Below are 21,584 nucleotides of genomic sequence, written 5' to 3'. Positions count from 1 at the left end.
GTCAGCCCTCGGGGACGATGTCCGCCCACACCTGTTTGCCGCCGCTGACCGGGACCGTCCCCCAGGCCGCCGACACCGCCTCCACCAGCAGGATGCCGCGCCCGCCGGTGGCCTCCCAGCCGATGCTGGTGGGCTTGACGGGGCTGCGCGGCGAGGCGTCGGTGACCGACAGGCGCAGCCGGTGGTTGACCAGGCTGAGGTCGAGGCGGACCTGACCGTCGGTGTGCACGAGGGCGTTGGTGACGAGCTCGGAGACCACCAGCAGGGCCGTGTCCAGGATGTCCTGCGAGACGCCCCAGGTGCGCAGGGTGCGCCGGGTGAAGCGGCGGGCGTGTCCGACCGCCTGCGGGACCCGCCACACCGTCCAGCTCTCCCGCAGCGGGCGTACGGCCATCCCGTCGTAGCGCATCAGCAACAGGGCGACGTCGTCGGTGCGGTGGGCGCCGGCGAGCAGGGCGTCGGCGACCTGGCCGAGGTGCTCGGGGTCGGCGGCGGACAGCTCGCGCACGAGCCGCTCCATGCCCTCGTCGAGGTCGCAGTCCACCGACTCCACCAGGCCGTCGGTGGTCAGCGCGAGCACCGTGCCGGGCTGGAGCCTGAGCGGGGTCATCGGGAAGTCCGCCTGCCCGACAACGCCCAGCGGCGGGCCGCCCTCGGCGGCCACGATCTCGGTGCTGCCGTCCGGGTGGCGCAGCACCGGCTCGAGATGGCCGGCGCGTACGCACCAGGCGGTGCCCTCCTCCATGTCGACGTCGACGTAGGCGCAGGTGGCGAAGAGGTCGGTCTCCATGTCCAGCAGCAGCCGGTTGGCGTGCGCGACGACCACGTCCGGGGTGTGGCCCTCGGCGGCGTAGGCACGCAGGGCGGTACGCATCTGGCCCATCAGGGTGGCGGCGCCCGCGTTGTGGCCCTGGACGTCGCCGATGACGAAGGCCACGTGGTGGTCGGCGAGCGGGATCACGTCGTACCAGTCGCCGCCGACCTCCAGCCCGGCGACGGTGGGCAGATAGCGGGCGACGGCGACCGCGCCGGGCAGCCGGGGCAGCCGGCGCGGCAGCAGGGTGCGCTGGAGCATGCCGACGAGTTCGTGCTCGGCGTCGAAGGCGTGGGCGCGCAGCAGGGCCTGGCCGGTCAGACCGGCGCAGGCGGTGAGCAGGGCCCGTTCTTCGGGGCCGAAGTCGTGCGGCCGGTCCCAGCCGATCAGGCAGGCGCCGGCCACCCGGCCGCCGGCGGGCAGCGGCAGCACCGCGAGGCCGCCGGGGCCGACGCCGGCGAGGGCGGGCTCCAGCCGGCTGCCGGCGGGCCAGATCCGGATGCGGCCCTCGCGCAGCGCGGCGGCCAGGGTGGGCATGGCGCGCACCGGTGCGTCGGGCCACTCGGTGCGCCATTCGGTACGCCACAGCTCGGGCCAGGCCTCGGGTTCGGGCGGGTCGAGGACGGTGACGACGAGGCGGTCGTTCTCCAGTTCGGCGAGGGCGATCCGGTCGGCCTGCAGCGGTGCCCGCAGGGCGGCGACGACGGCCCCGCCGACGTCCTTGACCGTGCCGGCGGTGGCGAGGGCGGCGGCCAGGCGCTGCACCCGGGCCACGTCGGTGACGTCGGAGCGCAGCGTGGAGGCGTCGGCGACGGTGCCGGCCAGCCGGGCCGGGCGGCCCTCCCCGCCGGGCACCAGCCGGCCGCACAGCCGCAGCCACAGCGGCTCGCCGGAGGGCTGGAGGATGCGGAACTCCAGTTCGCGTTCGCCGATGGTCATGTGGTCGGCCTCGACCACGGACATCAGCGCGGGCAGGTCCTCGGGCACGGTCCGGGCGAGCAGGGTCTCCACCCGGCCGTCGAAGGTGTCCCTGGTGAGCCCGAACAGCCGCAGGATGGCGTCGCCGACCTCGGCCCGGCCGGTGTCCATGGCCAGGCTGAAGGCGTTCGCGGGCAGCTCGCCGGTCTCCCCCTCGGCGGCCGGGACCGGTACGGCGACCGCGCGGGCGATCAGCTCCAGGCAGGCCCGTTCGTCGCCGCCGAAGCCGCCGGGATGCTCGCTGACGGCCAGCAGGGCGCCCGCGCCCGCCGGGCCGAGCGGCAGGGCGGCCACGGAGAAGTCCTGGGACGGGGTGCGCTGCGCCTCGGAACGGCCGGCCGGCTGTTCCGGGCCCAGCCACTGCGGGCGGCCGGTGCGGTGGGCCTCGGCGACCGGGGAGCCGCCGGCCGCCGGATAGGCGTCCCGGAGCCCGTACAGGGTGCGCGGCAGGCCCGCCGACTCGACGAGGCACAGCTGATCGGGGTCGTCGCCGGGCGTGTACAACCCGGCGAAGGCCGCGCCGGAGAACACCAGCGCCTGTTCGAGGACCCGGTGGAGCCGGTCCGGGAGGCCCTCGGACACGCCGAGGGCGTCGAGGGCGGCCTCGGCGCGCTCCGGCCCCGTCCTCGTTCCGCCGACCGCAGCGCCGTCCCTCACCACGTTCGCCATTACAGCGCGTGTGAGCCTCCTGCGCAGCCCCTGTGAACGCTCCGGACGTCTCGGTGAACGCTCCGGGTGTACCGCGCGCCCGTCCGCTCGAAAGCCGCCGAACACATCTTGACCCATGAGTTCCGCACGCCGACCTCGTGACAGACGTGACTGTCCGCAGCCGTGTGACGCCTGCGAGTGTCTGTTCCGGTCACCGGGATTCCGGTCGCCGAGGACGAGGGCGGGAGGGGCATGGACAAGCGGTACGAGGTGTACGCGCTGGCCGACCGGCATTTCTACGACACCCCCGACCGGCTCTCGGCGGACGGACGGGAGCCCGCGCCGCTGTTCGCCACGGCGCGCCGCACCGTCCCGGCCGGCTGGCACGCGGCACGCTCCGGCGACTGGCTGACACTGACCCCGCTCGGCGCGGAGGGCGCGCCGCTGCCGTCGCCGGCCCAGGGCTGGAAGATCCACTCCTCGGCGACCGCGGCGAACGCCGACCGGATCGCCGCCGTCGTCTGGGACTACTGCGTACCGCGCCGCATCCCGTTCAAGTTCGTGCCCGGCCCGCATCTGCTGCACCTGCGCAACGCCAAGTACGCGGGCCGCGACACCAGCGGCAAGTTCGTCACGCTCTACCCGGCGGACGAGGAGCAACTCCACCGGGTGCTGCGTGAGCTGGGTGCGCTGCTGGAGGGCTTCGAGGGGCCGTACATCCTCACCGACCTGCGCTGGCACGACGGCCCCCTCTACGTCCGCTACGGCGCCTTCGCCCGCCGGTACGTCGTCGACGAGCGCGGCACCCTGGTCCCGGCGGTGGCCGACGGCACGGGCACGCTGGTGCCGGACCGGCGGGCGCCGTCCTTCCAGGTGCCCGACTGGGTGACGCTGCCGGAGTTCCTGCGGCCGCACCTCCAGGCCCGCAACACCACGACGGTCGGCGAGCTGCCGTACCGCATCGAGAAGGCGCTGCACTTCTCGAACGGCGGCGGGGTGTACACCGGGACCGACACCCGGGACGGGCGCCCGGTGGTGCTGAAGGAGGCCCGGCCGTACGCGGGGCTGGCCGCCGACGGCGCGGACGCGGTGGCCCGGCTGGAGCGGGAGAAGGCGGCGCTGGAGCGGGTCGCCGGGACCGGTGTGGTGCCCGAGGTACGGGACTGGTTCCTGCTCGGCGAGCACCGGTTCCTGGTCATGGACCACGTGGTGGGCCGCCCGCTCAACTCCTTCTTCGCCGAGCGGCATCCGCTGCTCACCGCCGATCCCGACCCGGCGAAGGTCGCCGCGTACACGGCGTGGGCGCTGCGCATCAACGCGGCGGTGGAGCGGGCGGTCGCGGCGATACACGCGCGCGGGCTGGTCTTCAACGACCTGCACGTGTTCAACATCATGGTGGCCGAGGACGAACAGTCCGTGTATCTCATCGACTTCGAGGCCGCCGCTCCCGCCGAGGCGGGCGCCCGGCAGACGGTCGCCCACCCCGGCTTCTTCGCCCCGCCGGACCGCCGGGGCGCCGACATCGACCGCTACGCACTGGCGTGTCTGCGCCTGGCCCTGTTCCTGCCGGTGACCACGCTGTTCGTGGTGGACCGCGGCAAGGCGGCGCATCTGGCGGAGGTGATCGCCGAGCAGTTCCCGGACGTGCCGCGGGCCTTCCTGGACGAGGCGGTCGCGGAGATCACCCGGGACACGGCAGGCGGCCGGCGCGCCCGGCCGGCCCCGCCGACGGTGCCCGGCGACTGGCCGTACAGCCGGGACTCGATGGTGAAGGCGATCCTCGCCTCCGCCACCCCCGAACGCGACGACCGGCTCTTCCCCGGCGACATCGCCCAGTTCTCCGACGGCGGCGGCCTGGGTCTCGCGCACGGCGCGGCCGGGGTGCTGTACGCCCTGGAGGTGTCCGGGGCCGGCCGCTACGACGAGGGCGAGCGCTGGCTGCTCGACCGCACCGCCCCGCCGCCGCCCGGCACCCCGCTCGGCCTGTACGACGGCCTCGCGGGCGTCGCCCTGGTGCTGGACCGGCTCGGGCACCGGCAGCGGGCGCTGGACCTGATCGGATGCGTCCTGCGGGAGAACTGGCGGGGCCTCGCCGCCGATCTCCAGGGCGGACTCGCCGGCCTCGGCCTGGTCCTCGCCCGGCTCGCGGACACCACGGGCGAGCCGGAGTTGCGCCGCCACGCGGCCGAGGCCGCCGAGATCCTCGTACGCCGTCTGGCCGAACCGGTCCCGGACACCCCGCTGCGGCGCGCCGGCCTGCTGCGCGGCGCGACCGGTCCGGCGCTCTTCCTGATCCGGCGCTACGAGGAGACCGGCGAGGACCGCTTCCTGGACGCGGCGGCCGAGGCGCTCCGGCGTGACCTGGACCGCTGTGTGACCCAGCAGGCGGGCGGCGGCCTGGAGGTGGACGAGGGCCGGCGGACACTGCCGTACCTCGGCGACGGCAGCGCGGGCATCGGGCTGGTCCTGGACGACTTCCTGGCGCACCGGGAGACTCCGGAGTTCGAGCACGCCCGGACCGGCATCCTCACGGCCGCCACCGCACGCTTCTACGCCCAGCCCGGCCTCTTCCAGGGCCGTGCCGGAATGATCCTGCACCTCGCCCGCTCCTCCGCCCCGGGCGCCACGGAGGAACGGCTGGCGCAGCAGATCACCGGACTCGGCTGGTTCGCGATGGCCTACCAGGGTCAACTCGCCTTCCCCGGGCACCAGATGATGCGCCTGTCCATGGACCTCGCCACCGGTACGGCAGGCTGCCTGCTCGCGCTCGCCGCGGCCCGCGACGACGCCGGCACCGCGCACCTGCCCTTCCTGCCGCCGCTCCCGGCGGCCCGCACACGCGGCTCCGCACCGACGGAGCCGTGATCCAACCCCCGTCCCCGAGAAGGAAAGGACACCGTCATGGCACTGCTCGACCTGCAGACCCTCCAGTCCGAGGAGCACGACGGCGGCGCGAGCACCGTGAGCCTGCTCTCCTGCGTCTCCGCCGCGAGCGTTCTGCTCTGTCTCTGACCGAGCGCGCGACACCCCGGCTCCGGACGGCCCCCCCTCCGCGTGGGAGGGGCCGCCCGGGGCCTCCACCGCCACGCTGCGGCGGTGGGCCGCCCGGGGACACCTGGACGGTGGTCCGGGAGAGGGCGTTCGCGGGTGCCCGCTCCCGCGCAGGCCTCGGTGAGGAGCCACCCGGAGCCGAGAAGGCGTTCGCCGGCACCCGGTCCCCCGCAGCCCTTGGCGCGAAGCCGACCGGAACCGAGAAAGCGCTCGCAGGCGCCCGGCCCCCCATACGCCCCGGCAGGCAGCCGCCCATGGCCTAAGGAGCGGTCTCAGGTCCCCGCCCCACACACGCCCCGGCAGAAAACCGCCCATGGCCAAGCGGCCGGTCGGAGGTGCCCGTTGCCGGCACACACCCGCAGGGAACCGGATGGGGCCACCGCTGCCGTCACCGTGAAAAGGGCGTCCGCAGGCGCCTGTTCCCCCCTCCGGCCGAGCGAATGAGGCGGTGGACGATGAACTCACCTCCCGGCAGCGCCGCTTCGGCGGCCGGCCGTGCCCTGACCCGGGCGGTGCTGCGGCAGAGCCGCGCCCGCTGTGCCGCGCTGTGCGCCGTGAGTACGGCGGCCGCGGCGGCCGGGCTGCTGCTGCCGGCCCTCCTCGGCCACACCCTCGACCTCCTCCTGGCCCATGCCCCGGCCGGCCGCTGGGTCGGCGCCTGCGCCGGCGTGATCCTGCTGCTCGCCCTGCTGGACGGCTGCGGTGGCGTGCTCACCGGCACGGCCGGCGCGCACGCCACCGCATCGCTGCGCCGCAGCCTCACCGGGCACGTCCTGGCACTCGGCCCGCGCGCGACGGCCCGGTTCGGTGCCGGGGACCTGGTGGCGCGCTGGGTGGGCAACGCCGCACAGGCCGGCACGGCGCCGGGCGCGCTGGCCGCGCTGGTCTCCGCGCTCGCCGGGCCGGTCGGCGGCGTCGTGGCGCTCGGCCTCATCGACCCGTGGCTGGCGGCCGTGTTCCTCGCCGGGGCACCGGTCCTGGCCCTGCTGCTGCGCGCCTTCGCCCGGGACACGACGGCCTGCGTGGCCGACTACCAGCGGGTGCAGGGCCGGATCGCCACGGCCCTCGCGGAGGCGATCGGCGGCTCCCGGACGATCCGGGCGGCGGGCGTGGCGGACCGGGAGACGGCGCGGATCCTGGCGCCGCTGCCCGAGCTGTCGCGCGCCGGACACCGCATGTGGCGGGTGCAGGGGCGGGCCGCGGCACAGGCGGTCACGGTGGCACCGCTGCTGAACCTGGGCGTGCTGGCGGTGGCCGGGCTGCTGCTGGCCCGGCACCGGCTGTCGGTGGGCGACCTGCTGGCCGCCTCCCGGTACGCGGTGCTCGCGACCGGCGTCGGCGCGCTGGTCGGGCAGCTCGCCGCGCTCGCCCGGGCCCGAGCGGCGACCGCCCGTCTGGCCGAGGTGACGGCCGAGCCGGCCCCGGAACACGGCATCCGTCGCCTGCCCCCGGGCCCCGGCCGGCTGGAGCTGCGCGCGGTGACCGCGAGCCGCGCCGGCCGTGCCGTCCTGGACGGGCTGGACCTGACCGTCCCGGGCGGCACGACCCTGGCCCTCGTCGGCCGCTCGGGCGCCGGGAAGTCTCTGCTCGCCGAGGTGGCCGGCCGGCTCGCCGACCCGGACGCGGGCAAGGTCCTGCTCGACGGCGTCCCGCTGCGCGACCTCACCCACGACGAGCTGCGCCGCGCGGTCGCCTACGCCTTCGAACGCCCCGTCCTGCTGGGTACGACGATCGAGGACAGCCTCTCCTTCGGGCTCACCGTCCGCTCGCCGGCCGCCGTCGGCCCGGCCGCGCGACGGGCCCAGGCCGACGACTACATCCGCCGCCTTCCCGACGGCTACGCGACCCGAACCGCCGACGCGCCCCGCTCCGGCGGCGAGTCCCAACGCCTGGGCCTGGCCCGCGCGTTCGCCCGCGGCGGCCGCCTCCTGATCCTCGACGACGCCCTGTCCAGCCTGGACACGGTCACGGAACACCGCATCACCCGGACCCTGTTCACTCCGGCCCCGGCCGAGACCCGCCTCCTGATCGCCCACCGCCCGGCAACCGCGGCCCACGCGGACCTCGTCGCCTGGCTGGACGCCGGCCGCATCCGCGCCCTGGGCACCCACGAGGAGCTGTGGCGGGACGCGGAGTACCGGGCGGTGTTCGGGGGTGAGCGGGAGGGCGAGGCGGGTGGCGAGGTGGTGAGGGGCGACGCCGGAGCCGAGGCCGGGACGAAGGCGCGCGGCAGATGACGGTGACCGGGCCGAGGCGAAAGGAACCGGGCTGATGGACAAACCGGGAGCGCTGGACGGGCACCCGGGGCGCGTACGGACCCGCGCGGCCCGGTTCCTGCGGGAACGGTGGCGGGTACTGCTGCGTCTCGGTGCCTGGTCGGCGGTGGAGACGGGGCAGACCTTTCTCACCGGATACGCCCTCGCGCGGGCCCTGGACGCCGGGTTCCTGGCCGGTGAGGTACGGACCGGCCTGCTGTGGCTGGGCGCGGCGGGGCTCGCCGTCTGTGCCGGGGCGTACGGGACCGGGCGGGTGTACGGCGTGGTCGCCGCGCTGGTCGAGCCGGCCCGGGACCAGCTGGTGACGGCGGTGGTCGGGCGCGGCGTGCGGGAGGCGGACCCGGGTGCGCTGTCGGGGCTCACCCAGCAGGTGGAGCTGGCCCGGGACACGCTCGCGGGTGTGGTCATGGTGTCGCGTGCGTTTCTGTTCACCGCCGCCGGCGCGCTGATCGGACTGTTCTCGCTGGCCCCGCTGCTCCTGGCCGTGGTCCTGCCCCCGCTGCTGGCCGGGGTGACCCTGTTCGCGGCCACGCTCCGCCCGCTGGCCCGCCGTCAGGAGGCGTTCCTCACGGCCGACGAGGCGCTGGCCCAGGAACTGGGCACCCTGTGCCCGGGACTCAGGGACGTCACGGCGTCCGGTGCCGAGGAGCGGGTGGCGGCGGACGTGGGGCGACGGATCGACGCCGAGCTGCGCACCGCCCGCGCCCTGGCCCGCTGGAGCCTGGCCCGCACGACGGCACTGACCGTCGGCGGCGAGCTGCCCGTGGTTCTGCTCCTGCTGACCGCACCCTGGCTCCTGGGCCACGGTGTGACCCCGGGCGCCCTGGTCGGCGCCCTGGCCTACATCACCCAGTCCCTGCTCCCCGCCCTCCAGAACCTGATCCACGGCCTGGGCACGAGCGGCTCCCGCCTGACGGTCGTCCTGCGCCGACTGACCCGCCCGACGCCGTACACCTCTCAACACCCGGAGGGCCGCCAGGCCCGGGGGCGCGGGGCTGTATCCATCGGCGGCTCCGCCGCGGGGCGCGACCAGCCACAACGAATCCGCACCCGCCGACCGGCCGCAACGCCCCCCACCTCACGCGCCCTCGCCCTCACCCTCACCTCCCTCACCTTCGCCTACGGCCCGGCGAGCGAACCGATCCTCGACGGCCTCGACCTCGCCCTCCCCTCCGGCGCCCACCTGGCCGTCGTAGGCCCCAGCGGAATCGGCAAATCGACACTCACCGCACTGATCACCGGACTGCTCACGCCCGGCAGCGGCACCATCCAGGTGTACGGCCACCCGGCCCCCGCGCCGCGGGCGACCGTGCTCATCCCTCAGGAGGCCTACGTCCACGGCGGCACCCTCGCCGAGAACCTGTCCCTCCTGCGCGAGGACCCGGTACCGGAGGCCGAACTGCTGGACGCGGTCGAGACGGTCGGTCTGGCCCCCTTGCTGCACCGGCTGGGCGGACCCGACGCACCGGTCGATCCGGCGGCGCTCTCCGCCGGCGAGCGGCAGCTCATCGCGCTGACCAGGGCGTATCTCTCGCCCGCCCCGCTCGCCCTGCTGGACGAGGCGACGTGCCATCTCGACCCGCAGGCGGAGGCGCGCGCCGAGCGGGCCTTCGCCGCGCGGCCGGGCGGCACCCTGGTGGTCGTCGCGCACCGCATCAGCTCCGCCCTGCGCGCCGAGCGGATCCTGGTCATGGACGGCGCGCGCACCGCCTGCGGCACCCACGACGACCTGCTGCGCACCTCGGTCCTCTACCGGCAGCTGACCGCCGGCCGGGCACCACGACGCAGGGCCCTTCACTAGTCACACCCACCCCTCCCCCCGCGATATGCGAATGGCGTCGATCCGGTTCCGGGCGCCGGTCTTGCGGGTGATGGACGCCATGTAGTTGCGGACCGTGCCGTGGGACAGATGCAGGCTCCCGGCGATCTCCGCGATCGAGGCGCCGCCGGCCGCGAGCGAGAGCACGCTCAGTTCGCGTCTCGTCAGGGGCATCTGCGCGGCCTTGAGGAAGCCGAAGCCCAGCGAGGCATCGACGAAACGTTCCCTCGCTGCGACGCTGCGGATGGCGCGCAGCAGCCGGTCCGGCGAGCCGGCCTTGTCGACGAAGCCGAGGGCGCCCGCCTCGGCGGCCCGCTTCAGCTGGCCCGGCCGGTCCGCGTGGGCCATCACCACCAGCGCCGGCGGCCGGGTCCCGGCACGCGCCCGGGACAGTTCGCCGAGCGGGGGTATGCCGTGGCCGTCGGCACAGTCCAGGTCCGCCGCGCACACGTCCGGCGAGACCGACCGTATCCGCGCCGCCGCGCCCCGCCACGGCGTGTCGTCCACGTCCAGCCCGGGTTCCCGGCCCAGCCACTCCGCCAGGACCGATCGCACCAGACACGCGTCGTGCACCAGAAGTAACCGGATCACTGCCTGCCCCCTCGTAAGCTCGTCCTTGCTCGTTCCGCGCCGCTCTGCGCGGCTCGTTCCCGTGCTTCCCGCCGCCCGTGCCGTCGTGCCCGGTGCGGCCGGCCCGGTGGTCACCGTCGCGGCCCTCCCCCTCGTCCGCCCTCGGCCGCCCTCGCCCCCTCGTCCCGTGCGCCGTCCGCGCGGTGGTCCACGGCCCGGAATGCGCCTGCCCATTCTTGGGCGCGTCCGGCGATCGCAGGCGCGGAGAATCGGCCATCAGGGTGCGCGGGGGCGCACATGGGGCACTCGTACGCCGCCCGCGCTTCCGATACCTCCGGCCGCAGGTCCCGTACGGCCGGGGCGCTCGCCGTGCACGGCGGGCCCCCGCGAGGGAGTCTGGTCCCCGGGGTGCGACGCGCGGCCGGGCGAGGAGGTGGTGGCGTGTCCGAGGGGCCAGGGCCAGGATCCGGACCGGCACCGCCGGCCGACGGGGCAGTGGCTGCCCGGCCGGTGCTGTCGCTCGAACTGGCCTCGATGATCGAGGAGGTGCAGGCGCACTCCGGCGCGGTGTATCTGCTGCGCGCCGACGAGCCGGTCCTGGAGATGGCGGTGCACGCGGGCATGCCCCGGGCGTTCGCGGCGCCCTGGGAGCGGGTCGGGCTGAGCGCGCCGATCCCGGTCGCCGACGCGGCGCGCGAGCGGCGGCTGGTGTGGGTGGGCGGCGAGGAGGAGATGGCCAGCCGCTATCCGCGGATCGCGGTGGTGCTGCCGTACCCGTTCGCGCTGGCCGCGATGCCCGTGGCGACCGAGAGCCGGGTGTACGGCGCGGCGTACGTGACCTGGCCGGGCGCGCATCCGCCGGAGCTGTCGGACAGGGAGCGCGCGCATCTGACGGCGGCCTGCGACCGGCTGGCGCTGCGGCTGGAACGGGCCGCCGCGGAGAACCGGCCGCTCGGCCCCGAGGCCGATGTGCTGGCGGTGCCGCCGTCGGGCGTGGCGGACACGCTGGGCGCGGTCGAGGCGACGCGGATGGTGGCCCGGCTGCCGTACGGGCTGATGTCGCTGGATCTGCACGGCCGGATCACGTTCGTCAACGCGGCCGCCGTCGAGCTGCTAGACAGACCGCCCGGGGAGCTGCTCGGGACGCTGCCGTGGGTGTCGGTGTCCTGGCTCAACGACCCGATGTACGAGGACCGTTACCGGGCGGCGCTGCTCAGTCAGCAGGTGACGTCGTTCGTGGCGCTGCGCCCGCCGGGCGAGTGGCTGTCGTTCCGGATGTACCCGAGCACGAACGGGCTGAGCGTGCGCGTCACCCGGGCCCACGCGATGGCGGACATGACGCCCGGGACCGTGCGGAGCGGTCCGGCGCCGTCCCGGCTGGTGACGATCTCGCAGGTGCTGAGCCTCGCGGGCGCGCTGACCGAGGCGGTGGGCGTGCAGGACGTGGTGCAGCTGGTGTGGGAAGAGGTGACCCCGGCGGTCGGCGGGCAGGCGATGGTGATCCTCGGCTCGCAGGGCGGGCGGCTGCATGTGCTGGGGCACCGGGGGTACGACGACCCGCATGTCGTGGAGCGGTTCGACGGGCTGCCGCTGACCGAGCGCACCCCGGGCACCCACGCTCTGACCAGCGGGGTGCCCGCGTTCTTCGACTCGCGGGAGCAGCTGGAGCGGCTGTATCCGGGCCGGCACGAGACCCCGGACGGCTTCGCGGCCTGGGCGTATCTGCCGCTGATCGCGTCCGGGCGGCCGGTGGGCACGTGTGTGCTGGCATACGCCGAGCCGCACGCCTTCCCCGCCGACGAACGCGCCGTGCTGACCTCCCTCGGCGGGCTGATCGCGCAGGCGCTGGAGCGGGCCCAGCTCTACGACGCCAAGCACCGCCTGGCGCACGGCCTCCAGCAGGCGCTGCTGCCCAGTTCGCTGGCGCCGCCGCCCGGCATCGAGGCCGCCGCGCGCTATCTGCCGGCCATGCACGGCATGGACATCGGCGGCGACTTCTACGACCTGGTGCCGACGCTGCCGCTGACGGCGGCCGTGATCGGGGACGTGCAGGGGCACAACGTGACAGCGGCGGGCCTGATGGGGCAGATCCGTACCGGGGTGCGGGCGTACACCACGGTCGGGCAGGCGCCGCACGAGGTGATGAGCAGCACCAACCGGCTGCTGATCGACCTCGGTGCCGAACTGTTCGCCAGCTGTCTGTACCTGCAGCTGGATCCGGCGCGCGGGCGGGCCGTGATGGCGCGGGCGGGGCATCCGCCGCCGCTGCTGAGACGGCCGGACGGGCGGGTGCGGGTGCTGGACCTGGCCGGCGGCCCGCTGCTCGGGATCGACGCGGCGGCCGTGTATCCGACGACCGAGGTGTCCCTCGCGCCCGGCTCGGTGCTGGTCCTGTACACCGACGGCCTGGTGGAGTCCCCCGGCATCGACATCGAGGACGCGCTGGTCGACCTCGGCGGGCTGCTGTCGGAGGCCGGCGACCAGCCGCTGGAGCGGCTCGCGGACGAGGTCGTACGGCACAACCCCGCCGCGCGGGGGCGGGTGGACGATGTGGCGGTGCTGCTGCTGCGGGCCTGTGCCAGGCCGTGAGGCGGGCAGCGGGTCCGGCCCTCCCGCCGGAGGGCCGGACCGTGTCCCCGCCGGCCGGGAACCGCGGGTGAGGCCGGTCGGGGAGCGCGGGGTGAGCCGCTCGGCTCAGCGTGTGCCGGTCAGGGACGACGACCCGTCCTGCGCGGAACCGTTGCCGGACTGAGCGCTGCCGTTGCCGGACTGGTCACCGGTGCCGGCACCGGACGGGGCGCTGCCGCTGCCCGTGCCCGACTGGTCACCGGCGCCGTTGCCGGAGGGGTCGGTGGCCGAGGCGGAGGGGTCGGCGCTGCCGCCGATCTGGTCGCCGCCGGCGCCGGCCGGGTCGCTCGCCGAGGCCGACGGCGCGGCGGAGCCGGACTGGTCGCCCGCGCCGTTGCCCGCGTTACCGTTGCCCGCGTTGCCGTTGCCGGCGTTTCCGCCGTTGCCCGCGTTGCCGTTGCCGAGCGTCGCGCCGGTGGCCTGGAGGGCGGCGGTGACCGGCTGGAAGAAGGTCTCGCCGCCGCTGGTGCAGTCGCCGCTGCCGCCGGAGGTAAGGCCGACCGCGCCGCCGTCCTGGGTGAACAGGGAGCCGCCGCTGTCACCGGCCTCCGCGCACACATTGGTCTGGATGAGGCCGTTGACGGTGTCGGTGCCGCCCGGGACGGTCTCGCTCGCGAAGTTCACGGTGGCGTCCAGGCCGGTGACCTGGCCGTTGTGCAGTCCGGTGGTGGAGCCCATGCGGAAGACGGTCTCGCCGACGGTGGCGTCGGCGGCCTGGGTGATCTGCACGGTCTGGCCGTTGCCGGCATTGACCGTGCTGGACGTCTGTGTGGTCTTGTCGTTGTACTTGACGAGCGAGAAGTCGTTGCCGGGGAACTTGGCCTGGTCGACGGTGGCGATGGGCTGGCCGTTCTGGGAGTCGGACCAGTCCTTGGCGGCGACTCCGCAGTGACCGGCCGTCAGGAAGGCGGGGCTGCCGTCGGCGGCGGTGACGTTGAAGCCGAGGGAGCAGCGCACGCCGCCCTGCTGGGTCTGGGCGAAGATGGCGTCGCCGCCCGCGACGAAGGTCTTGAAGGTGCCGGAGGACCTCTTCAGCGTCGCCATGCCGGAGCCGAGGCTCTGCACGGTCGACTGCAGTCTGTTCCACTTGGCGCCGGTGACGGTGGAGTCGGCGGTGACGAGGACCTTGTTGGTGCGCGGGTCGACGGCCCAGGAGGTGCCGGGGATCGTCGCCTTGGTCTTCAGCGTCCCGGCGGCGGCCTTGAGCGCGCTGGTGCTGTTCTGCACCTGACGGACGACCGCGCCCGCGTTCTTGACCTGGGCGATCACGTTGTTGTCGCCGTTGACCACGTTCACGACCAGCTGCTGCTTGCCGCTGTCGAAGTACGCTCCGGCGAAGGCCTGGCCGAGGATCTTCTGGAGCTGGGCGGAAAGACCCGAGGCCTGCGAGGCCTTCAGGGTCCGGGCGGAGCCGAGGGTGCCCGCCGCGTTGGTGTCGTTCTTGTCCTGGGAGGCGTTGGCGTTGGGCAGCAGGAGAGCCGCCGCTCCGAGCGCCGCGACACCGCCCACCGCTATCGCGGCCTTGCGCTTGGGCATTCGCTTGTGACTCAACTTCTCGACCTCCTGGGGACGGGGGTCTGCCGCTCATCGGCAGTTCGGGATCGGGGCGCCTGGATGGCCGTACGTACGCACCGGGCGCGCGCCGTGTTCAAAGCGGTGGCGCAACTTCCGCGCGGGGCGGGCGAATCGGCCACGCGACGCGTGTCGCGGCGGGCGGCCGGGAACAATCCCCCATATGACGATGACCACCGCCGAAGCCGACAAGATCCTCTCCGCCAACTTCGCACCCTGGGTGCTGGATCTCGGGTTGCTGGTCGAGGACGTCGGCGAGGACCGGGCCGTGCTGCGTCTGCCCTGGTCCGAGCGGCTGGCCCGGGAGGGTGGCGGGCTGTCGGGGCAGGCGCTGATGGCGGCCGCCGACACGGCGACGGTGCTCGCGGTGTCGGCCGCGCGGGGTGCCTTCGTGCCGATGACGACGGTGCAGCAGTCGACGTCGTTCCTGCGGCCGGTGACCGGTGCGGATGTCCTGATCGAAGCGGTCCTGACGAAGCTGGGCCGCCGGACGGCGTTCGCGGACATCACACTGAGCGATGCCGGCTCGGGCCTGCCTGCCGCCCGGGCGAGCACGGTGTATGCGATTCCGGGCTGACACGGTCCGCTACTGATCAGTAACGGTCTGTTCCCGACGCTGAGCGGAATCCCGGCTTCAGGGAATCTCCACATCGAATACCCAGACGGGTCACCGCCGACAGTGGATCTGCACAACCGCGCGCCCCCGGCCACACGTTTGGCGCGGAGTGCCGGATTCGCCGGTCGCGGCACAAGGGGCGGGACGCGGCGATGCCGCGCGGCTTGTGAAGGAGTCGCCGACAAGCCGTGCGCACGCCTGCACGGATGAGCCCGTTCCGCGGCCAAGTGCCCAGGTGAGCGTGTTGGTTGATTGGAAGCCCGCCCCGCGTGCGTGCTTTGATCCATCGCACCGCAGGGTCGCTGCGGGCTCCCGGGCCATGGGAGCCGGCCGCCCGCGGTCGCGGCCGTCCGTCTGTCCCCAGAGGGGGCCGCTCCCCCCTTGTGAAATATCCATCAGGAAGGGAAGTTCCATCATGAACTCCACCCCCCAGGTTGAGACCACCGAGATCTCGGACGCCGAGCTGGACAACGTCTCCGGCGGTCTTTCCGTGAACACCCTCAACACCGTGACCGGCGCCGTCAACGGCATCGCCCCGGTTTCCGGCCTGGTCAACACCGTCATCGGCACCGCCGAGGGTGTCACCGGCCTGAACGTCGCGCCGGTCACCAACCTGGTCGCCGGTCTCTGATCGCACCCAGGTGTCACCGAAGTCCCGGAGCCGTTTCCCCGCTCCGGGACTCTCGGGTGCCCGCGTCTGTAGTCGTCACGCTGTCTGTCCTCGGGTGAGGGAAGTCCCGTGCAATTCCGCCAACAGGCCCTCGCCAAGCTCCAGTCGCCGGAAGAGCTGGACCTTCCGGTGCGCCTGGCCCGTCCCCAGGGCTGGCTCGCGCTGGGGGTCACCGTCGTCGTCATGGCGGCGGCCTCCGTCTGGGCGGTGACCGGTTCGGTCGCCTCCACGGTGAGCGCACCTGCCATCCTCACGCACGGGCAGGGCAGTTACCTCCTGCAGAGCCCGGTGTCCGGCCAGGTCACGGCCGTCCTCGCACAGCAGGGCGAACAGCTGCCGGCGAACGCCCCGGTCCTCAAGGTCCGTACCACGCAGGGCGATTCGGTCGTCCGCACGGTCGCCGCGGGCCGTGTCACCGCGCTCGCCGCCACCATCGGGCAGATCATCCAGACCGGCACGAACGTCGCCGCCGTCGAGAAGGTCACCCACGCCTCCGACCCGCTGTACGCGACCGTGTACGTCCCCGCCGAGAACGCCGCCGCCATCCCCGCGCACGCCTCCGTCGACCTCACCGTGTCCTCCGTGCCGACGCAGACGTACGGCGTCCTGCGCGGCGAGGTGAAGTCGGTGGACCGCGAGGCGCAGTCGGCCCAGTCGATCGCCGCGTTCCTCGGCGACAGCCAGCTTGGCCAGCAGTTCACCCGGGGCGGCCGCCCGGTGGCCGTCACGGTCGCGCTGGACACGTCGGCGACGAAGAGCGGCTACCGCTGGTCCACCTCCGACGGGCCGCCGTTCGGGCTCGACTCGATGACCCTCGCCTCCGCCTCGGTCAAGCTGGCCGACCAGCGTCCGATCGATTGGCTGCTGCCGTGAGCACCCAGACGGGAAATGGCCCGAACACCCGCGGCCGCAGACGGGCCGCCCCGGCCAAGCGGCCGGTCCCCAAGCCCCGCGGCGGCACGGTCCGTACCCCCACCGTGCTCCAGATGGAGGCCGTCGAGTGCGGCGCCGCCTCCCTCGCGATGGTCCTCGGCCACTACGGCCGGCACGTCCCGCTGGAGGAGCTGCGCATCGCCTGCGGTGTCTCCCGCGACGGCTCGCGCGCCTCCAACCTCCTGAAGGCCGCCCGCAGTTACGGCCTGACGGCCAAGGGCATGCAGATGGACCTGGCCGCCCTCGCGGACGTCGCGGCACCGGCCATCCTCTTCTGGGAGTTCAACCACTACGTCGTCTTCGACGGCATGGGCCGCCGCTTCGGCCGGCGCGGGGTGTACATCAACGACCCAGCCAAGGGCCGCCGGTTCGTGCCCATGGAGGAGTTCGACGGCAGCTTCACCGGTGTGGTGCTGGTGCTGGAGCCCGGCGACGGCTTCAGCAAGGGCGGACGCAAACCGGGCGTGCTCGGCGCGATGCCGGCCCGGCTGCGCGGCACCGCGGGCACCCTGCCCGCCGCCGTCCTGGCCAGCCTGCTGCTGGTCGCGGTCGGCGCCGCCGTGCCCGCGCTCAGCCGCACCTACATCGACATGTTCCTCATCGGCGGCCGGACCTCGCTGCTCGGCACGCTGTTCGCGTCGATGGGCACCTGTGTGCTGCTCACCCTGGTGCTGACCTGGCTCCAGCAGGCCAATCTGCTGCACGGCCGGATCATCTCCTCCACCCTGTCCAGCGCCCGCTTCCTGCGCCATCTGCTGCGGCTGCCGGTCACGTTCTTCGCCCAGCGCTCCCCCGCCGACCTGGTGCAGCGCCTGCAGTCCAACGACCAGGTCGCCGAGACCCTGGCCCGCGACCTCGCGGCGGCCGGCGTGGACGCGATCGTCGTCGTCCTGTACGCCGTGCTCCTCTACAGCTACGACCCGCAGCTGACCTTCGTCGGCATCGGCGTGGCCCTGCTCAACGTGGTCGCCATGCGGCTGGTCGTACGGCTGCGCGCGACGCGTACGGCGAAGCTGCGCGCGGACACGGCACGGCTCACCAACACCTCGTACACCGGCCTTCAGCTGATCGAGACGATGAAGGCGACCGGCGGCGAGGACGGCTACTTCCGCAAGTGGGCCGGGCAGCACGCCACCACCCTGGAAGAGGAACAGCGGCTCGGGGTGCCGAGCGCGTGGCTCGGGGTGGTCGCGCCGACGCTGGCCACGTTCAACAGCGCGCTGATCCTGTGGATCGGCGGGCTCCGGGCGGTCGAGGGGCACATCTCGGTCGGTCTGCTGGTCGCGTTCCAGGCGCTGGTGGCCCGCTTCACCGCCCCGCTCACCCGGCTCAACGGCGTCGCGGGCCGCATCCAGGACTTCGCCGCCGACGTGGCCCGGCTGAAGGACGTGGAGAACTTCCAGGCCGACCCGCTCTACGCCCGCCCCGGCGGCGCCGACTCCACACGCCGGCTCCAGGGGCACGTCGAGCTGGAGAACGTCACCTTCGGCTACAGCCCGCTGGACAAGCCACTGCTCAGCGGCTTCGACCTGACCGTGGGTCCGGGGCAGCAGGTCGCGCTGGTCGGCGGCTCGGGCAGCGGCAAGTCGACGGTGTCCCGGCTGATCTCGGGCCTGTACGCCCCGTGGGACGGCGTGATCCGGATCGACGGCCGCCGGCTGGAGGACATTCCGCGCGGGGCGCTGGCCTCCTCCGTCTCCTTCGTCGACCAGGACGTGTTCCTCTTCGAGGGCTCGGTCCGCGACAACGTGGCCCTGTGGGATCCGTCGATCCCGGACGAGGCCGTGGTGGAGGCGCTGAAGGACGCGGCCCTGTACGACGTCGTCATGCGCCGGCCCGGCGGCATTCACAGCACGGTCGAGCAGGACGGCCACAACTTCTCCGGCGGCCAGCGCCAGCGCCTGGAGATCGCGCGGGCGCTGGTGCGCCGGCCGAGCATCCTCGTGCTGGACGAGGTGACGAGCGCGCTGGACGCGGAGACCGAGCTGATCGTGATGGACAACCTGCGCCGGCGCGGCTGTGCCTGTGTGGTGATCGCCCACCGGCTGAGCACGGTCCGCGACAGCGACGAGATCGTGGTGCTCCAGCACGGCACGGTCGTCGAACGCGGCCGGCACGAGGAACTGGTGGCGCACGGCGGCACGTACGCGGCGCTGGTCAGGGAGCGGTGAGATGACGACGGTCCAGGAGGGATACGAGGGATACGACGGCGACCTCGTGCTCGGCGCGCTGGGGTCCATGGGCACCCGCATCGACTGTGCCGGCTTCAACCGCGTCGACCTGGAAGGCCCGCAGGTGCTGTGGCTGGTCGCGGCCGGCGCCCTGGACCTGTTCGCGGTGGACGCCGCCCAGCAGGGCCACTGGCACCACCTCGGCCGGCTGGAGGCGGGCACGCTGCTGCTCGGCCCGGTCGCGGGGCCCCAGCACACCCTGGTGGCCCGCCCGGTGCGCGACTGCGTGCTGCACCGGATCAGCCTGCGCGAGCTGTACCAGCCCGCCAACACCCAGACCTGGTCGTACGACGAGTACGGCAACCCGCAGTACGTCCCGCCCGCCACCAGCCCGCTGGAGTACGCGGTCGCGCTCGGCGTCGGCCGCGGCCTGTCCGTCCTGTTCCAGGCCCCGATGGCCGAGGACCGCTCCCAGGCGCCCACCGACGACGACGTGTTCTGGATGCAGGTCCCGCCGGGCAGCGTGCAGTACGGCTCGCTCTACGGCGCGGAGGCCGCCGCCGATCTGCTGATGGACCCGGCGCTGTGGCAGTCGATGGTGGACCAGCAGTACCGGCTGCTGACCGCGCTGGACCGGTGGATCGAGCAGCTGGAGCGCACCCACGAGACCCGCGCGGCCGCCGGTATCAAGGCCGGTGAGGAGATCCGCGCCCAGGCCGACCGGACGCTGCTCGCCTCCATCGGCAAGCGCTCGGCCCGCCGGACCACGGCCGCCGACGCGGATGCCGGGTACGCGGCCTGCAAGCTGGTCGCCGAGGCGGCCGAGATCAAGCTCGCCGAGCCCGCGCAGAGCGGCACCGAGAGCGAACGCCTCGACCCGGTGGAGCGGGTCGCCCTCGCCTCCCGGGTACGCACCCGGACCGTACGGCTCCAGGGGCGCTGGTGGCGGGAGAACGTGGGCCCGCTGGTCGGGCACCGGGCGCTGTCCGGGGCGCCGGTCGCGCTGCTGTGGCGGCGCGGCGGCTATGTGGCCGTCCATCCGGGCACCGGGCGCGAGACGCCGGTCGAGAAGGCGAACGCGGAGGAGTTCGAGCCGCGCGGGGTGATGTTCTACCGGCCGCTGCCGGACAAGGCGCTCACGCCGCTCGGTCTGCTGCGGTTCAGCCTCCAGGGCACCCGCGGCGATCTGCTCAACCTGCTGCTCGCGGGGCTGGTGACGGTGGCGATCGGCGCGCTGGTGCCGGTCGCGACCGGCAAGGTGCTCGGCGAGTACGTGCCGAAGGCGCAAGCAGGCCTGATCGCCCAGGTGTGCCTGGCCGTGATGGTGAGCGGGGTGGTGGCGGCGGCGTTCACGCTGCTGGAGAACCTGTCCATTCTGCGCCTGGAGGGCCGTATCGAAGCGGCGCTCCAGCCCGCCGTCTGGGACCGGCTGCTGCGGCTGCCCACCCGGTTCTTCACCCAGCGCTCCACCGGTGAGCTGGCCAGCGCCGCGATGGGCATCAGCGCGATCCGCCGGCTGCTGGCGGGCGTCGGCCCGGTCGTCGCGCAGTCGGTGACGGTCGGCGCGATGAACCTCGGCATGCTGTTCTGGTACAGCCCGGCGCTGGCGCTGGCGGCGCTCGGCATGCTCGTCGTCATCGCGGCCGTGTTCCTCGGCCTCGGACTGTGGCAGGTGCGCTGGCAGCGGCGGCTGGTGACACTCGGCAACAAGCTGAACAACCAAGCCTTCCAGACCCTGCGCGGCCTGCCCAAGCTGCGGGTGGCGGCGGCCGAGAACTACGCGTACGCCGCCTGGGCGCGGGAATTCGCGCGCAGCCGGGAGCTGCAGCAGAAGGTCGGCCGGATCAAGAACCTCACGACGGTGCTGGGCGCGGTCTATCTGCCGATCGTCACGCTGCTGATGTTCATGCTGCTGGCGGGCCCGGCGAAGGGCGCGATGTCGGCGGCGGACTTCCTCACCTTCAACACCTCGGTGACGATGGTGCTGACCTCGGTCACCCAGCTGACCGGCTCCTTCGTCTCCGCGGTGGCCGCGCTGCCGCTGTTCGAGGAGATCAAGCCGGTCTTCGAGGCGATGCCCGAGGTGCGCACGTCGAGCACCCGGCCGGGCCCGCTGTCGGGTGCGCTGGAGGCCCGGCGCCTGTCCTTCCGGTACGCCGACGACGGCCCGCTCGTCCTCGACGACGTGTCCTTCGCCGTCCGGCCGGGCGAGTTCGTCGCGGTCGTCGGCCCGAGCGGCTGCGGCAAGTCCACCCTGCTGCGGCTGCTGATCGGCTTCGACAAGCCGGTCTCCGGCAGCGTCCTGTACGACGGCCAGGACCTGGCGGCGCTCGACCAGTCGGCGGTGCGCCGGCAGTGCGGAGTGGTCCTCCAGCACGCCCAGCCCTTCACCGGCTCCATCCTGGACGTGATCTGCGGCACCGAGCCGTACACGCCGGAGGAGGCGATGGCGGCGGCCGAGATGGCGGGGCTCGCGGAGGACATCAAGCGGATGCCGATGGGCCTGCACACCATCGTGGCGGCGGGCGGCGCGATCTCCGGCGGCCAGCGCCAGCGCCTGATGATCGCCCAGGCCCTGATCCGGCGCCCGCGCATCCTCTTCTTCGACGAGGCCACCAGCGCCCTGGACAACGACACCCAGCGCATCGTCATCGACAGCACCCGCAAGCTGAACGCCACCCGCATCGTCATCGCGCACCGGCTCTCGACCGTCCTGGACGCCGACCGGGTGATCGTGATGGAGGACGGCAAGGTCGTCCAGCAGGGCAACCCGGCCGAGCTGCTCGCCGACACCGGCGGCCGGCTGCACGAGCTGGTGCGCAGGCAGCTGGCCTAGGG

At 73.9% G+C, this 21,584-nt stretch carries 13 protein-coding genes; 10 read left to right on the top strand and 3 right to left on the bottom strand.

From position 1 onward, the window contains the following. Nucleotide 1: 1 nt before the first annotated feature. Complete coding sequence (locus LE548_RS16485; RefSeq protein ID WP_225097602.1) at nt 2-2,461, bottom strand: SpoIIE family protein phosphatase; 2,460 nt, start codon at nt 2,459-2,461, stop codon at nt 2-4. A 231-nt stretch (nt 2,462-2,692) separates the two neighbouring features. Here LE548_RS16485 and lanKC point away from each other — a divergent pair, with 231 nt between their 5' ends. The 4 genes from lanKC (at nt 2,693) to LE548_RS16465 (ending at nt 9,568) form a co-directional block, all read left to right on the top strand. Beyond that, entirely contained in the window at nt 2,693-5,305 is a 2,613-nt protein-coding gene (gene lanKC, locus LE548_RS16480; protein ID WP_225097601.1) for a class III lanthionine synthetase LanKC, read from the top strand. A 36-nt stretch (nt 5,306-5,341) separates the two neighbouring features. Continuing rightward, nucleotides 5,342-5,452 carry a SapB/AmfS family lanthipeptide gene (locus LE548_RS16475; RefSeq protein ID WP_225097600.1) on the top strand — a complete coding sequence of 37 codons (111 nt, stop codon included), beginning with the start codon at nt 5,342-5,344 and terminating at the stop codon, nt 5,450-5,452. A 494-nt stretch (nt 5,453-5,946) separates the two neighbouring features. After that, nucleotides 5,947-7,728 (top strand): ABC transporter ATP-binding protein, encoded by a 1,782-nt coding sequence (locus LE548_RS16470; RefSeq protein WP_225097599.1) that lies wholly within the window; start codon nt 5,947-5,949, stop codon nt 7,726-7,728. 34 nt (nt 7,729-7,762) lie between these two features. Beyond that, nucleotides 7,763-9,568, top strand: a complete 1,806-nt coding sequence (locus LE548_RS16465) for an ABC transporter ATP-binding protein (protein WP_225097598.1) — start codon at nt 7,763-7,765, stop codon at nt 9,566-9,568. On the opposite strand, the gene LE548_RS16460 is transcribed toward LE548_RS16465, so the two are convergent. Beyond that, complete coding sequence (locus tag LE548_RS16460; protein WP_225097597.1) at nt 9,569-10,177, bottom strand: response regulator transcription factor; 609 nt, start codon at nt 10,175-10,177, stop codon at nt 9,569-9,571. A 420-nt stretch (nt 10,178-10,597) separates the two neighbouring features. Here LE548_RS16460 and LE548_RS16455 point away from each other — a divergent pair, with 420 nt between their 5' ends. Further along, entirely contained in the window at nt 10,598-12,745 is a 2,148-nt protein-coding gene (locus LE548_RS16455; RefSeq protein WP_225097596.1) for a SpoIIE family protein phosphatase, read from the top strand. Between the two features lie 105 nt (nt 12,746-12,850). Here the strand turns inward: LE548_RS16455 and LE548_RS16450 are convergent, their stop codons facing one another. Then, complete coding sequence (locus LE548_RS16450) at nt 12,851-14,320, bottom strand: S1 family peptidase (protein WP_225097779.1); 1,470 nt, start codon at nt 14,318-14,320, stop codon at nt 12,851-12,853. A gap of 199 nt (nt 14,321-14,519) precedes the next feature. Here LE548_RS16450 and LE548_RS16445 point away from each other — a divergent pair, with 199 nt between their 5' ends. From LE548_RS16445 to LE548_RS16425, 5 genes are all read left to right on the top strand, one after another. After that, a complete protein-coding gene (locus tag LE548_RS16445; protein WP_225097595.1) occupies nt 14,520-14,933 on the top strand; it encodes a PaaI family thioesterase in 414 nt (137 codons plus the stop codon). A 454-nt stretch (nt 14,934-15,387) separates the two neighbouring features. Next, the gene (locus tag LE548_RS16440) at nt 15,388-15,603 is read left to right on the top strand and encodes a type A2 lantipeptide (protein ID WP_225097594.1); all 216 of its coding nucleotides are present in this window, start codon (nt 15,388-15,390) and stop codon (nt 15,601-15,603) included. Between the two features lie 108 nt (nt 15,604-15,711). After that, complete coding sequence (locus tag LE548_RS16435; RefSeq protein WP_225097593.1) at nt 15,712-16,515, top strand: HlyD family efflux transporter periplasmic adaptor subunit; 804 nt, start codon at nt 15,712-15,714, stop codon at nt 16,513-16,515. Further along, entirely contained in the window at nt 16,512-18,746 is a 2,235-nt protein-coding gene (locus tag LE548_RS16430; protein ID WP_308030184.1) for an NHLP family bacteriocin export ABC transporter peptidase/permease/ATPase subunit, read from the top strand. Before LE548_RS16435 ends, LE548_RS16430 begins: the two co-directional genes overlap by 4 nt. Before the next feature lies 1 nt (nt 18,747). Next, nucleotides 18,748-21,582 (top strand): NHLP bacteriocin export ABC transporter permease/ATPase subunit, encoded by a 2,835-nt coding sequence (locus tag LE548_RS16425; protein WP_225097592.1) that lies wholly within the window; start codon nt 18,748-18,750, stop codon nt 21,580-21,582. The last annotated feature ends 2 nt before the right edge of the window (nt 21,583-21,584 follow it).

The organism is Streptomyces sp. CoH27 (assembly GCF_020181035.1).
In the GTDB taxonomy this organism is placed as follows: Bacteria; Actinomycetota; Actinomycetes; order Streptomycetales; family Streptomycetaceae; genus Streptomyces; species Streptomyces camelliae.
The sequence above is the reverse complement of the archived record's forward strand: the minus strand, read 5'-3'. Positions and strand labels throughout refer to the sequence as shown.